Here is a 14,109-nt window from a genome sequence, read left to right as displayed (position 1 = left end):
AGTTGGGAAACCCATTTTCTTCGGAAATATTTCGACAGTTAGCTGCAGCCGCTTGTGCTTCCGCACGTGTCACACTTGAGGCATGTTCCGTTGCGCACCATCGTAAAATTGGAGCATTCGGAGCAGCTATCACCGGTATAACCTTGCATCATCGATTTGATGCGGCGATCGGAAATAACTTTCTTCGCTGCTGCCTTAGCTTCTTCGGCCGCTGCTTCCGCATCGGTGTCCTCAAACAATGCAGTTGACGGGCTTTGCTCCGGTTTAGACTGCTCTTCGTAATCCCGTTTGAAGCCAGTGGATTCCTGCGTTGTGGCAGCAATGACAGGTTTTGTTGCAAGCGCCGTTGCGGAGCGGCTGGCAAGGGTCATGACATTTGATGACGCAGCTGCCTTTGGCGCGCTAACCACGCCTGTCCCTCCTGCGTTGCTAAAACCCTTTGGATCAGCCTTGCCGGGCGAAACAACTGTAAGGGACGCGCCGCGTGTCAAGCCTTTGGAGACTGGTTCGGCTTTACCTTCGGAAATGCCGCGTCCAAGCGAAGTGTTTGAAAAGTCAGACTGATCAACATGCGCAAGGTCATGGCGATCAAGATAGGAGACAGCCAATTCACGGAAGAGATAATCAAGGATCGATGTTGCATTTTTGATTGCATCATTGCCCTGAACCATGCCAGCCGGTTCAAACTTCGTGAAGGTAAATGCCTCAACATATTCTTCAAGCGGCACGCCATACTGCAGGCCAAGCGAGATCGCGATGGCAAAATTGTTCATCATTGCCCGGAAGGCAGCGCCTTCCTTGTGCATGTCGATGAAGATTTCGCCCAAGCGCCCATCATCGAATTCGCCGGTGCGCAGATAGACCTTATGGCCACCAACAACTGCCTTTTGAGTATATCCCTTGCGGCGGTTCGGCAATTTCTCACGATCATGAACATATTTCTCGACAATACGCTCTACGATCTTTTCAGTGATCTGTACTGCGCGAGCGGCAGCCGGGGCTTCAACATAGGCTTCGATCGCATCATCCGCATCTTCGTCCTCATCGGCGAGAAGGGAGGCGTTGAGTGGCTGAGAAAGCTTGGAACCATCGCGGTAAAGCGCGTTTGCCTTGAGAGCCAGTTTCCACGAAAGCATGTAAGCGGATTTGCAATCCTCGACAGTGGCTTCATTGGCCATGTTGATGGTCTTGGAGATTGCACCGGAAATAAAAGGCTGCGCGGCGGCCATCATGCGAATGTGGCTATCTACTGAGAGATAGCGTTTGCCGATCTTGCCGCATGGGTTGGCGCAATCAAATACTGGATAATGCTCTTCCTTGAGGAATGGAGCGCCTTCCAAGGTCATGGCACCGCAAATGTGCACATTGGCGGCTTCAATTTCTTTCTTCGAGAAGCCAAGAGCTGGCAAAATCTCGAAGGACACGTCGTTGAGCTGCTCATCGGTGAAGCCGAGAACATTCTTGGCAAAATCTTCACCAATGGTCCATTTGTTCACTGCGAATTTGATATCAAAGGCAGATTTCAATGCGGTATTGAGCGTTGCGATGATCTCGTCCGTGAAGCCTTTGGCCTTCAGCGAGCCGGGATTGATCGCCGGAGCTTGATTGAGATTGCCGTGCCCGACAGCATATGCTTCGATCTCAGCAATCTGACTCTCCGAATAACCGAGAGTGCGCAATGCTTCCGGAACGGCGCGATTGATGATCTTGAAATAACCGCCGCCAGCAAGTTTCTTGAACTTCACGAGTGCAAAATCTGGCTCAATACCAGTTGTATCGCAATCCATGACCAAGCCGATTGTGCCAGTTGGGGCGATGACCGTGGCTTGCGCATTACGGAAACCGTGCTTCTCACCGAGCTCGAGTGCTTTATCCCAAGCTGACTTTGCGTGCGTAATGAGGTCTTGATCCGGGCAGTGATCGGCGATCAATGCGACAGGGTTTACAGCAAGGCCTTCATAACGCTGCTTTTCACCATGGGCTGCGCGTCTGTGATTGCGGATTACACGCAACATGTTCGCTGCATTCGGCGCATAACCGGCAAAAGCGCCGAGTTCTTTCGCCATTTCAGCGGAGGTAGCATAAGAGACACCCGTCATGATGGCGGTGAGGGCGCCGCCAATGGCGCGGCCTTCGTCGCTGTCATAAGGAATGCCGGAGGTCATTAGAAGTCCGCCAATATTGGCATAGCCGAGACCGAGCGTGCGATATTCATAAGATAGTTTAGCAATTTCCTTTGAAGGGAACTGCGCCATCATGACGGATATTTCTAGTACGATTGTCCAGAGGCGCGCGGTGTGCTCGTAGCCAGTAATATCGAACTTTCCATCTTTTCCGCGATATGTCAGCAAATTGATTGAAGCGAGATTACACGCTGTATCATCAAGGAACATATATTCCGAGCATGGATTGGATGCACGGATCGGACCGGCGGCGGGGCAGGTGTGCCAGTCGTTCATTGTTGTGTTGAAATGCAGACCAGGATCAGCCGAGGCCCAAGCCGCGTAGCCAATCTTTTCCCATAGGTCACGCGCCTTCAGGGTCTTCATGACCTTGCCATCCTTGCGGGCCGTCAAATTCCAGTCGCCATCATTTTCTACGGCGCGCAGGAATTCGTCCTTCAGAGAAACGGAGTTGTTTGAGTTCTGGCCAGCCACAGTCAGATAGGCTTCAGAATCCCAATCTGTATCATAGGTTTTGAAGTCGATATCCGTGTAACCCTGCTTGGCAAACTGGATAACGCGCTGAATGTAATTTTCTGGAACCTGGTTCTTCTTCGCGGCCTTGATTTCACGCTTTAAAGCGGGGTTTTTCAAGGGCTCATAGCAATCCCCATTGTCAGCTTCGCAGTTGACGCAAGCTTTCATGATTGCAGTAAGATGCTGCTTGACGATTTTGGACCCTGTGACGAGAGCAGCAACTTTTTGCTCTTCTTTCACTTTCCAATCAATATAATCCTCAATATCGGGATGATCGACGTCTACGACGACCATTTTGGCAGCGCGACGCGTTGTGCCGCCTGATTTAATCGCACCAGCAGCACGGTCGCCAATTTTCAGAAACGACATAAGGCCGGAGGAGCGACCGCCACCGGAAAGCTTCTCGCCTTCGCCGCGAAGGTAAGAGAAGTTTGAACCTGTGCCTGAACCATATTTAAAGAGACGGGCTTCACGAACCCAAAGATCCATGATGCCGCCTTCGTTGACAAGGTCATCAGCAACAGACTGAATGAAGCAGGCGTGAGGCTGCGGATGTTCATAGGATGATTTTGATTTCGTCAGTTTGCCAGTCTCGGGATCAACGTAATAATGTCCCTGACCCGGGCCATCAATACCGTAAGCCCAGTGCAGGCCGGTATTGAACCATTGCGGCGAATTCGGCGCAACGCGTTGTGTTGCCAGCATATAGGCAAGTTCATCGCGGAAGGCGAGGGCGTCCGCTTCGCTATCGAAATACTTACCCTTCCAGCCCCAATAGGTCCAAGTACCCGCCAGGCGATCGAAAACCTGGCGCGCATCCATCTCAGAACCATAGCGCTCATCGGCTGGCAGAGCGGCCAATGCCTCTTCATCAGCCACAGAACGCCACAACCAGGATGGTACAGAGTTCTCTTCAACTTTCTTGAGCTTGGCAGGCACCCCGGCTTTGCGGAAATATTTTTGAGCCAGAATATCGGCTGCCACTTGACTGAACTGGGCCGGAACATCGATGTTCTCGAGGCGGAACACAACCGATCCGTTCGGGTTCTTGATTTCGCTTGTCGCCACGCGAAACTCTAGATCCGCGTAAGCAGACTGGTTCTCTTTTGTAAAACGCCGTTCGATCCGCATCTGTTTGGTCCTTGTCTCTCTATATATAGTGTTCAACCGGCGCCATGTGAAGCGTTGAGCCTGCCCTGAGCGCAATCCCATTGTCCCTGGTCAAATGCTTGAAACCAGTTCTGCGTCCCGATCCGTCTTCAATGTGCGCTACCGCTACATTTTCGAACCGGATGGTTCTCTTGAACGTCTGTCGTTCGATTCTTACCTTATTTCCGCATCACACTATCTGGTGAAAATTCTGCCTGCAAACGCTAAATATAGTATTAACAAGAGAATAATTCAAATTTTGAATGCTCTCTCATTTGCCTGCAGTGCACAAATTCACCGAACGTGTTTTCGTAAGAAAACAGCGTCTAAGACTTTGCTCAAACTGGAAAAAAACCGGTTACCGACACTCCGGTCACGCTACTAACGCAACGGTCTCCTATAAAAAGTGACTCGATGGTTTGCGTCAAGAAATAGTTTCTGACAAATTTATGACCGCAACATCTTGTGTGTCACATATGTGGATAACGGGGAGAACTGATTAGCCGCATTGATAAAACGGTACAACTCCACGTCGACAAAAACTGTGGAGTTTAGAGTGGGCGGTCTGTTGTCAGCGAGGAATCCGGTAGGGATCGAAGCTCATCAGAAGAGCTTTAAGTTCGGGCTCTTCAACGCGTGACGCAGATTCTTCAAGGCTGACCCATTCGAGCCGTCGTTCACCACGTTCAGGCCATTTCTTTTCCTGGCGGATAAATTCCAGCGGAAAAACATCCACAATGAAATCACCAATCTCACCATCACACATATCGTCCTTTTCGTAACGATATGTGCCCACTGAGAATGGGCTGATGCTGCCCCTGACTCCTGCTTCTTCATATGCTTCCGCTTCTGCAGAGCATGCAAAAGTTTTACCGACCTGTGGCCAGCCTTTCGGCAAGACCCACCGGCCAGTGCCACGGCTGGTGATCAGAAGAACTTCGGGAACGTCTTTCTTTAATCTATAAACAAGCGCAGCAACCTGCCGAACCCGGCCATCAGGCATCTCGGTCCGTTTCGCAGTCACCAATTCGTCTTTGTAGACTATATTCAAGGTTCCACTCATTCTTTCTTGTTATCAGCAAGATTGAACCGATTCGTGCAAATCGCAACTGATCATCGGCTACACTTCTTTGCTTAAACGCGACTTGTGACATTTTTTTGAACAGCAGTGCAAAAAGATCACAACTATGAGCAGAGCCTCTTGTTCCTTCGTTTTGCTTATTTTTATCGGTAGGATTATCGGTGATCTACCGATCCATCACCCCTTATGGCCTTTGGTTATAGGTTCCTGATATGTCAGGCCCATGTCCCAAGGAAAATAAATCCATGTATCCTGAGAGACTTCGGTCACAAAGGTATCAATGAGTGGTCGACCTTTGGGTTTTGCATAAACAGTAGCAAAATGTGCCTTTGGCATCATGGCGCGAACAATAGCGGCCGTTTTCCCAGTGTCGGTCAGGTCGTCGATCACAAGGATTCCCTCACCGCCATTTTCCAGAAGGCGAGCATCCACATCTTTGAGAACTTTGAGTTCTCCTTGCTCATCGTAATCATGATAGGAGGCAATGCAGACAGTCTCGATCATGCGTATGCCGAGTTCGCGGCAAATAATTGCAGCTGGAACGAGGCCGCCTCTGGTGATTGCGACCATAGCTCGCCATTCACGCTGCATACCAGCAACACGCCATGCCAATGCACGGGCATCGCGATGGAATTGATCCCAGGATACCGGAAAGGCTTTGTCGGGCAGGGACATTGGATGCACTCCATAGATCAAGCGAGGAAGCGGGAAACCGCAAGGAATGCAACTCGCAATAGCGGGAAATGCTGGCTCATGGCAAGCAGCTTGCATTGGTTACCCACGTTTAGTGCAATTAACCTGGCACTTATGACAGTTTAGCGCGACATCAGCGTCAAGCACGGCATATCATTCATCATCGACGTGGTTACCCCACCAAACACCCATTCCTTCAGGCGCGACTGGCTGTAAGCGCCCATAACAAATAGATTTGCCCCATTATCTGCAATTCTGCGCCTAAGGATCTTGTCGGTCGGTTCGCCATTGGAATCAATGGTTGACGGATTTACGTTCACACCATGACGACGAAGCGCATCAGAAAGTGGCGTGCCGGGTATATCTACATTCGGGTCGGTAGACTTTCTTGGATCAACCCAAAGAATGTCAACGCTTTCCGCTTTGATCAGCAATGGCAGGGAATCAAATGCGGCGCGAGAAGCTTCGCGCTTGCCGTTGAATGCAACGACCACACGGTCAATCTTTTCGGGCAGTTGTGTCTTGTACGGCACGAAAAGCACAGGACGCCCGCTTTCCATGACTAAGGGGTCAGTGACGTCATTGACGCTATCAGGGTCACTAGGGTCAGGCTGACCCGCAATTATTATATCTGCGCGCAGGGCGCTTTGAGTAACGCCCGCTGATGGACTGCTGCTCTCCGAGCGCACGATACGAAATTCATGCGAAATCGTTGTTTTCGCCATTTCTGCGTTGAACGCTGCGGTTATTGCCGCTGCATTTTCTTTATGCCGCTGCTCATGTGCCTCAAACAATGTCGTGTCAGCAAAGCCTGTGGGATCAGCATAAACGATGGGTGAGGGGATTGTATAAAGGCCAATAATATGGGTCCGCTCGCTCGACGAGGCGATCAATCTGGCAGCGCCGATAACCCGTTTTGCTTCCCGTTCACTGCGAATAAAAGCGATGATGGTGCGAAATGCCATTTTGGCCTCCATTGTCTTTGTGCCATCGAAACATGGCTGACTACAGTATACAGCCAGAACGAGCCGTGCGTTAGCGTGGAAGTTGCGTTGCCTCCAGATTTGCGATCATGGCTTTAACGGCAGATACAGCAGAGGCCAGCTTCGCCGCGTCCCGGGCACGGACAACAAGCTCCGTGGAAAAACGACCGTTCTCATATTTAGGGTATGACCCTATGATTGTGTCTGGGTTTTCAGCTTGTATGTTGCCCAATGCAACCGCGATGGAGCCCTCACCAAATGGACAATTCACTGATTGCGAAAGTAGTTGCGTGCCTACTTTCAATGTTGGAATAACGTTGTCCAGCATAGCTTGAAATATGGAAGGTACGCCGGCCATAACGTACACATTTTCCAGGTTGAACCCGGGAGCGGTTGAAACCGGATTGTCAATATGGATTGCACCTCTTGGCATCCTCGCCATGCGCTGACGACTTTCTGTAAACTCGATGCCCCTTGAAGCGTAATTGTCCCCCATGATTTTCATCGCCTTGGCGTCATGTTCACATGGCACACCAAATGCTACGGAGACAGCATCAGCAGTGATGTCGTCATGCGTCGGGCCGATGCCACCAGAGGTAAAGACGTAATCATAACGCTGGCGCAGGCTGTTCAATGCCTCAACAATTCGGCCTTGTTCGTCCGGAACTATGCGAACTTCCTCGAGATCAATCCCAATGGCGGTCAGAATATCGGCAAGATGGCCGATGTTTTTGTCTTTGGTGCGCCCGGAGAGCAATTCATCACCAATCGCGAGCATGGCTGCTGTCACGATGTTATTGTCATTAGTCATTGAAACACTCCTGATGGGAACAGGAACGTAGTTCCCGAAACGTACCGCTGCAAGCCCAGCCGGACAAACTGTTCATTTGTTGGCCTGGTCGTAAATACATTGCAAAACAACAAAAAACCCGGCGGAAAGCCGGGTTCATGTTGGTGCGGACGGCGGGACTTGAACCCGCATGACCAATGGCCGACAGATTTTAAGTCTGTTGTGTATACCAATTCCACCACGTCCGCGTGACTATGCTTTTCAACGGTTCAATCGATTCCGTCAACGGTGTTTTAGCAAGTTATCGCATTGATACCGGTCCGAAATGAATTTCGGACCGGTTACCATAACTGCCTTGATCAATCCTCGACAAACACCTCATCGCGTTTTTTGCGGATGCTGGGCAGGAGCACGACCACAAGTACAGCTGCCGCAAGCAGCAATAGCGTCAAACTGATTGGCCGCGTGACAAATGTCGTGGCATCGCCGCGTGACATGATCATGGCACGCCGCAGATGTTCTTCCAGAAGCGGACCCAATACAAAGCCGAGCAGCAAGGGTGCAGGTTCACAGCGGAGCTTGGCCAGAACATACCCAATCAGCCCGAAGAATGCGACCGCGTAGAGATCAAAGACGTTGGAATTAACGCTGTAAACACCGATGGAGCAGAACGCGATGATCGCCGGGAAGAGCATATAATAGGGAATAGTCAGAAGCTTAACCCAAAGACCAATCAGCGGCAGGTTTAGCAGGATCAGCATAAGATTACCGATCCACATTGATGCGATGATGCCCCAAAAAAGAGCTGGCTGTTCAGTCGCCACATTTGGTCCGGGGACAATGCCCTGAATGATCATAGCGCCGATCATCAGCGCCATGACCGGGTTGGCCGGAATGCCAAGTGTCAGCATTGGTATGAATGATGTTTGAGCGCCGGCATTATTTGCAGATTCTGGACCCGCAACGCCAGCCACAGCGCCTTTGCCGAACTCTTGAGGCGTTTTCGACATGCGCTTTTCGACAGTATAAGAGGCAAAAGATGCGAGAATTGCGCCGCCCCCAGGCAATATGCCGAGTGCAGAGCCGATAGCAGTGCCACGCAAAATCGGCGCCGTCATCTCCTTCCAATCCTGTTTGGTTGGCCAAAGATTAGTGACCTTTTTAATCATGACATCCCGGTCATGTTCATTTTCGAGATTGCGGAGAATTTCTGCAATACCAAAGACGCCAACCGCAACGGCTACAAAGTTCAACCCGTCTGAAAGCTCCAAGATCCCAAGATTGAACCGAGGCGTTCCCGTATAAATATCGGTGCCGACAAGCCCCAATAGTAGTCCTAGAACGACCATTCCCAGTGCCTTGACCACTGAACCATGGGCGAGGGCAATGGATGAAACAAGACCGACGATCATAAGGGAGAAATATTCGGCAGAACCGAACTTCAACGCAACTGCGGTTAGCGGGGGGGCGAAGACTGCAACCAATATGGTGGAAACTGTTCCAGCAAAGAAAGAGCCAATAGCGGCAATAGCCAATGCGGCACCTGCTCGACCTTTCCTGGCCATTTGATAGCCATCAATTGCTGTGACGGCGGAAGACGATTCACCCGGCATGTTAATCAAAATAGCCGTTGTCGAACCACCATATTGGGCGCCGTAATAGATGCCCGCCAACATGATCAGCGAAGATACCGGCTCCAGCTGAAAAGTAATTGGCAAGAGCATCGCAATCGTTGCTGTTGCGCCGATGCCGGGCAATACACCGATAAGTGTGCCGAGGATAACGCCGATGAAACAAAAGAAGAGGTTCCATGGGGCGCCCGCGGTGGTGAACCCGAGTACAAGATTGTTAAAGAGTTCCACGATGTGTCCTCACTGTCCGAGCCAAGGGCCAAAGCGGCGAAATGGCAGTCCCAATGCGTAACTGAAGACGACGACGGAGAAGATCGTCAGACCGCAGACAAGAAGCAGAGCCATCCCAGGGCGCATTTTGTTGCTTGCAAATGCTGCAATCAAAGCAGTTAAAAACAGCGACGGAACAAATCCCAGGCCGCGAATAGTAAGGCCGAAAAAAATAGGAGCTGGCAGGATGAGCAGCATCCCGCGCCATGCGATTGGGCCCATCGGCTCATGTTCGATCTGCGTTCCCTGAATGATAACGATTACGCCCAGGACGATTAGGATTCCAGCCAGCACGAAAGGGAAATAGCCAGGGCCCATTCGAAATGCTGTTCCGAGATCAAGTCCATAAGCCTGTATCGCAAAGAACAAACCCGCAAGAATGAAAAATAGACCGCATACAATGTCGCGAGTACTGAAACTCAAGGATTTCATTTATCCCCCCAGTCGCCGTTTTCCGGCTTTGCTTAAACAAAAGGACCGGGGCATCGTAATGCCCCGGTAAATGCTGAATTAATCTGCGTATTGACCGGCAGCTTCAATGATGGGCTTCCAGCGTGTCACTTCGCTTTCGAGCTTTGACTTCAAGCCTGCCGGGGTAGCTTCCGCATCTGTCACGGGCACTGTGCCAAGTTCGGCAAATCGGGCAACAATGTTCGGATCCTTCAGGGCCTTTTGCAGCGACGCTGATAGTTTCTCAGTCACTTCGCTCGGCGTGCCTTTGGGAGCGTAGATACCGTGCCAAATGCCTACTTGCATACCTGGAAGGCCAGCTTCCTCAACAGTTGGGACATCTGGAAGGGCATCGAGACGCTTCGCTGACGTCACTGCATAGGCCTTGATGGTGCCGCCTTTGATCTGCTTGGTCGTATTGGTTGTCTGATCACACATCAAATCAACCTGACCGCCGAGCAAATCGGTCATCGCAGGTCCTGTACCCTTGTACGGAACAGTCACAAGCGGAACTTTGATTTCATTCATGAACAACATGCCACAAAGATGCGAGGCAGCGCCGATACCGGCATTGGCAAGACTGATCTTGTCCGCATTGGCCTTCACATATTCTACGAGACCTTTCAGATCGGTTGCTTCGAAATCTTTCTTCGCAACGATGGTCATTGGCACGTCGGTCACAAGGCCAACATATTCAAACGCATTCAACGTATCATAAGGAAGCTTACGATACAGCGTTGCGCTGGTTGCCATGCCAATGTGATGCAAAAGCAACGTGTAACCATCGGGGTCGGCCTTGGCTACCTGAGAAGCACCCAAAGTGCCGCCGGCGCCACCGACATTCTCCACCAGAATTTGTTGCCCGAGATCTTTTGACATTGTTTCTGCTACCAGCCGGGTAACAGTGTCAGTTGGGCCGCCCGCAGCAAATGGCACAACCATTGTTATGTTGCGCTCGGGGTAACCTTGAGAAAAAGCAGTGCTGGATGCCAAGGCAAATGTTGCGGTGGCTGCCAGAGAAATTAGTATCTTGCGCATTAAACACTCCTCCCAGAATACGGCTTGTAAATAGAGCTAGCCTTTTTTACGAAACAGATATTGCCGGGCTCCTCCGAGGTCCGGCAGAATCTGTATGATTTCCATTAGCGCTCTATCGGAGGCAAGCGCGGCCAGTATGTCAAGCATTTCATGGGCTTCGCATAATTTTTTGAGAAAATCTCTTGAGGTAGAGTGCTCAAAGCCGTTTTCGTATATGCATGAGTGAGATGTAAAAGACGATACGAGGTAATTGGATGTCAAAGCAGGATAGGGCCAACAAGCCAGAGAGCTGGACGCAATCAGCCCCATTGCTGGTGGATGTAGCCATGGGACGCCACGCTGCGGACCTCGTCGTGCGAAATGGCCGTCTGGTAAGCGTATATTCCGGTGAAATAATAGCGGGTATTGATATTGCCATTATTGCCGGGCGTTTTGCATTCGTCGGTCATGGCGCGGAACACTGCATCGGGCCAAAAACCAAAGTCGTTGATGCAGCTGGGCGTTATTTGGTGCCGGGCCTTTGTGATGCCCATATGCACGTTGAAAGCGGCATGGTCACCGTTACTGAATTCACCCGTGCCGTTATTCCGCATGGCACGACATCAATGTTTATAGACCCGCATGAAATCGCCAATGTTTTGGGATTGGAAGGCGTACGCCTGATGCATGATGAAGCACTTGGCATGCCGATTAACGTGCATGTGCAAATGCCTAGTTGTGTGCCGTCAGCTCCGGGTTTGGAGAATGCAGGCGCAGCCATAAGTCCATCGGATGTGGCCGAGGCGATGACTTGGCCCAATATTGTTGGGCTGGGCGAGGTTATGAACTTTCCAGGTGTTGCCAATAATGATGCCACGATGCGCGGCGGCATTGATGCCACAGTCAAAGCTGGCAAAACCGTTGGCGGTCATTTTGCTTCACCGGAGTTGGGGCGCGCTTTCCATGGTTATGTGGCTGGTGGTCCCGAAGACGATCATGAAGGCACGCGAATGGAAGATGCGATGGCACGCGTGCGCCAGGGTATGCGCGCGATGCTGCGCCTCGGCTCTGCCTGGTACGATGTTGCAAGCCAGATCAAGGCGGTAACCGAGCAGGGGCTCGACTCCCGCAATTTCATCCTTTGTACCGATGACAGTCATTCCGGAACGTTGGTCAATGACGGGCATATGGATCGCGTTGTAAGACATGCGATCGCACAGGGACTTAAGCCAGTTACCGCAATTCAGATGGCGACGCTTAATACTGCACAGCATTTCCGGCTTGAGCGCGAGATCGGATCAATCACACCGGGGCGGCTGGCGGATTTTCTGATCGTATCAGATCTTCCGAACCTCGTTATTGATCGCGTTTATGCGCGCGGGACGCTTCTGGCGGAAAAAGGCAAGTTGATTGCCGACATTCCAGCCTATGACTATCCCTCATTCGCCAAAAATACGATTAAGCTGGGTAAAAAGCTGAAAGCCAAAGATTTTGATATTGCCGCACCCAAGCCCGGAAAACACGTGACGGCGCGGGTGATCGGTGTGATCGAAAATCAGGCTCCGACAAAAGCGCTTGAAGCGGATTTGCCCGTTTCTGACGGCATCGTGCAAATGGATCGCCGCAATGATGTTTGCCAGATAGCTCTCGTGGAACGTCATCGCGGAACCGGCGCTGTCGTAAACGGATTTGTGTCAGGCTTCGGTTATACGCTCGATTGCGCCATGGCTTCGACAGTCGCCCATGACAGTCATCACATGATCGTCGTTGGTACGAATAAGGAAGATATGGCAAAAGCCGCCAATCGTCTCGGTGAGGTGGGCGGTGGCGTGGTCCTGTTTTCAAAGGGACGTGAGTTGGCATTGGTCGAAATGCCCATCGCGGGTTTGATGTCTGATCAGCGCGCTGAGGTGGTTGCGGCCAAAGCTGACAAGCTGGTGAATGCCATGCGGGCAATGGGGTGCAGCCTCAACAACGCCTATATGCAGCACTCCTTGCTGGCACTCGTCGTCATTCCGGAATTGCGCATCTCCGATGTCGGGATTATCGATGTCCGAACATTTGAAAAGGTTGATTTGTTTCTATGACTGCTTTTGCCAAGGCTGTCGCTTTAGCGACCACCAAGATGCGTGTGCTTTTTCCGGAAACGCCGCTTCAACTCAATCACTACCTTTCGCAGAAATATGGCGCGCAGATTTGGTTGAAACGCGAGGATTTATCGCCAGTCCGTTCCTATAAGATCAGAGGCGCGTTCAATTTCATCTCGCACTATCTAAACACGAACAAATCCGCAGATGCGGTGTTCGTTTGCGCTTCTGCGGGTAACCATGCTCAAGGGTTTGCTTTTATTTGCCGGCATTTTGGCAAAAAGGGCGTTGTCTTCATGCCCGTCACGACACCGCAGCAGAAAATTGACAAGACGCGCAGTTTCGGCGGCGAATTCATCGAAATCCGGCTTGTCGGCGATATTTTCGATCAATGCTATGCAGCAGCGCGGACATTCGAATCGGAAATGGGTGCCGTTATGGTGCCCCCATTCGATCATATGGATATTATAACGGGACAGGCGACTGTTGCGTATGAAATTGCAGCCCAACTGCCCGATGAGCGCAAGCCCGACTTGATGATTCTTCCCGTCGGCGGCGGAGGTCTTTCCGGGGGCGTGACGCGTTATCTTTCTGATCTTGGCTGGGAAACACAATTTTGTTTTGTGGAACCGGCAGGTGCTCCGAGCCTAAAGCGTAGTTTGGAAGCCGGGAAGCGGGTGAAACTTGAAGCCGTGGATAATTTTGTTGATGGCGCTGCTGTTGGCGAGATCGGGCGTGAAAATTTCAAACTTCTCAAAGGCTTCAGTCCAAACTCTGTCACTTTGATTCCGGAAAACAGGCTCAGCTCAACCATATTGGAGATGCTGAACGTCGAGGGCATCGTAGTTGAGCCAGCTGGTGCCTTGGCCATTGACGCACTTAAGGATTTCAAAAAAGCCGATCTGAAAGGTAAGCGGGTCGTGCTTGTCATATCTGGCAGCAATTTCGATTTTGAAAGACTGCCAGAGCTTAAAGAACGATCACAGCGCTATGAAGGCTTGAAAAAATACTTCATTTTCCGGTTCCCGCAAAGACCGGGAGCTTTGCGCTCATTTCTGGATTTGCTCGGTCCTGAAGACGATGTTGCTCGCTTTGAGTATTTGAAGAAGTCAGCGCGCAACTTTGGTTCTGTGCTTATCGGCATCGAAACCAAAAACAGGAAGAATTTTGACATATTGTTCAAACGGTTCGACGAGGCAGGATGGGCTTATCAAGACATCACAGATAATGAAACGATTGCCGGGATGATCATCTAGGAG

10 protein-coding genes and 1 tRNA gene are annotated in these 14,109 nt (G+C 51.0%); 2 read left to right on the top strand and 9 right to left on the bottom strand.

The window, feature by feature from the left end; all coding sequences use genetic code 11:
- Positions 1-38: 38 nt before the first annotated feature.
- The 9 genes from AC6CHM_RS04765 to AC6CHM_RS04725 form a co-directional block, all read right to left on the bottom strand.
- Positions 39-3,830: a vitamin B12-dependent ribonucleotide reductase gene (locus tag AC6CHM_RS04765; protein WP_498172213.1), complete on the bottom strand. Its 3,792-nt coding sequence runs from the start codon at positions 3,828-3,830 to the stop codon at positions 39-41.
- Positions 3,831-4,419: 589 nt separating this feature from the next.
- Positions 4,420-4,851, bottom strand: coding sequence for an NUDIX hydrolase (locus AC6CHM_RS04760; protein ID WP_498172654.1), 432 nt, complete (start codon positions 4,849-4,851; stop codon positions 4,420-4,422).
- Between the two features lie 255 nt (positions 4,852-5,106).
- Positions 5,107-5,604: a xanthine phosphoribosyltransferase gene (gpt, locus tag AC6CHM_RS04755; protein WP_115052815.1), complete on the bottom strand. Its 498-nt coding sequence runs from the start codon at positions 5,602-5,604 to the stop codon at positions 5,107-5,109.
- A 140-nt stretch (positions 5,605-5,744) separates the two neighbouring features.
- Complete coding sequence (locus tag AC6CHM_RS04750; protein ID WP_162802476.1) at positions 5,745-6,587, bottom strand: universal stress protein; 843 nt, start codon at positions 6,585-6,587, stop codon at positions 5,745-5,747.
- 70 nt (positions 6,588-6,657) lie between these two features.
- Positions 6,658-7,416: a competence/damage-inducible protein A gene (locus tag AC6CHM_RS04745; RefSeq protein ID WP_498172212.1), complete on the bottom strand. Its 759-nt coding sequence runs from the start codon at positions 7,414-7,416 to the stop codon at positions 6,658-6,660.
- Between the two features lie 141 nt (positions 7,417-7,557).
- Positions 7,558-7,643: transfer RNA gene (locus tag AC6CHM_RS04740), tRNA-Leu, on the bottom strand.
- Between the two features lie 111 nt (positions 7,644-7,754).
- Positions 7,755-9,257: a tripartite tricarboxylate transporter permease gene (locus tag AC6CHM_RS04735; RefSeq protein WP_337354664.1), complete on the bottom strand. Its 1,503-nt coding sequence runs from the start codon at positions 9,255-9,257 to the stop codon at positions 7,755-7,757.
- 9 nt (positions 9,258-9,266) lie between these two features.
- A complete protein-coding gene (locus AC6CHM_RS04730) occupies positions 9,267-9,728 on the bottom strand; it encodes a tripartite tricarboxylate transporter TctB family protein (protein WP_115052819.1) in 462 nt (153 codons plus the stop codon).
- A 78-nt stretch (positions 9,729-9,806) separates the two neighbouring features.
- The gene (locus AC6CHM_RS04725) at positions 9,807-10,784 is read right to left on the bottom strand and encodes a tripartite tricarboxylate transporter substrate binding protein BugD (RefSeq protein WP_115052820.1); all 978 of its coding nucleotides are present in this window, start codon (positions 10,782-10,784) and stop codon (positions 9,807-9,809) included.
- A 254-nt stretch (positions 10,785-11,038) separates the two neighbouring features.
- Between AC6CHM_RS04725 and ade the strand changes: the two genes are divergently transcribed.
- Together ade and ilvA are read left to right on the top strand one after the other, a co-directional pair.
- Entirely contained in the window at positions 11,039-12,850 is a 1,812-nt protein-coding gene (ade, locus tag AC6CHM_RS04720) for an adenine deaminase (RefSeq protein ID WP_354343880.1), read from the top strand.
- A complete protein-coding gene (gene ilvA / locus AC6CHM_RS04715) occupies positions 12,847-14,106 on the top strand; it encodes a threonine ammonia-lyase IlvA (protein WP_115052822.1) in 1,260 nt (419 codons plus the stop codon). The genes ade and ilvA overlap by 4 nt, the downstream gene beginning before the upstream one ends.
- The last annotated feature ends 3 nt before the right edge of the window (positions 14,107-14,109 follow it).

The sequence above is a fragment of the Phyllobacterium sp. GQ127 genome (assembly GCF_059758635.1).
This window is presented reverse-complemented; position numbering and strand designations above follow the sequence as displayed.

Excerpts from the sequence above, each read along its gene's own strand:
- AC6CHM_RS04765 (WP_498172213.1), bottom strand. The coding sequence starts at position 3,830 with ATGCGGATCGAACGGCGTTTTACAAAAGAGAACCAGTCTGCTTACGCG.
- AC6CHM_RS04760 (WP_498172654.1), bottom strand. The coding sequence starts at position 4,851 with ATGCCTGATGGCCGGGTTCGGCAGGTTGCTGCGCTTGTTTATAGATTA.
- gpt (WP_115052815.1), bottom strand. The coding sequence starts at position 5,604 with ATGTCCCTGCCCGACAAAGCCTTTCCGGTATCCTGGGATCAATTCCAT.
- AC6CHM_RS04750 (WP_162802476.1), bottom strand. The coding sequence starts at position 6,587 with ATGGCATTTCGCACCATCATCGCTTTTATTCGCAGTGAACGGGAAGCA.
- AC6CHM_RS04745 (WP_498172212.1), bottom strand. The coding sequence starts at position 7,416 with ATGACTAATGACAATAACATCGTGACAGCAGCCATGCTCGCGATTGGT.
- AC6CHM_RS04730 (WP_115052819.1), bottom strand. The coding sequence starts at position 9,728 with ATGAAATCCTTGAGTTTCAGTACTCGCGACATTGTATGCGGTCTATTT.
- AC6CHM_RS04725 (WP_115052820.1), bottom strand. The coding sequence starts at position 10,784 with ATGCGCAAGATACTAATTTCTCTGGCAGCCACCGCAACATTTGCCTTG.
- ade (WP_354343880.1), top strand. The coding sequence starts at position 11,039 with ATGTCAAAGCAGGATAGGGCCAACAAGCCAGAGAGCTGGACGCAATCA.
- ilvA (WP_115052822.1), top strand. The coding sequence starts at position 12,847 with ATGACTGCTTTTGCCAAGGCTGTCGCTTTAGCGACCACCAAGATGCGT.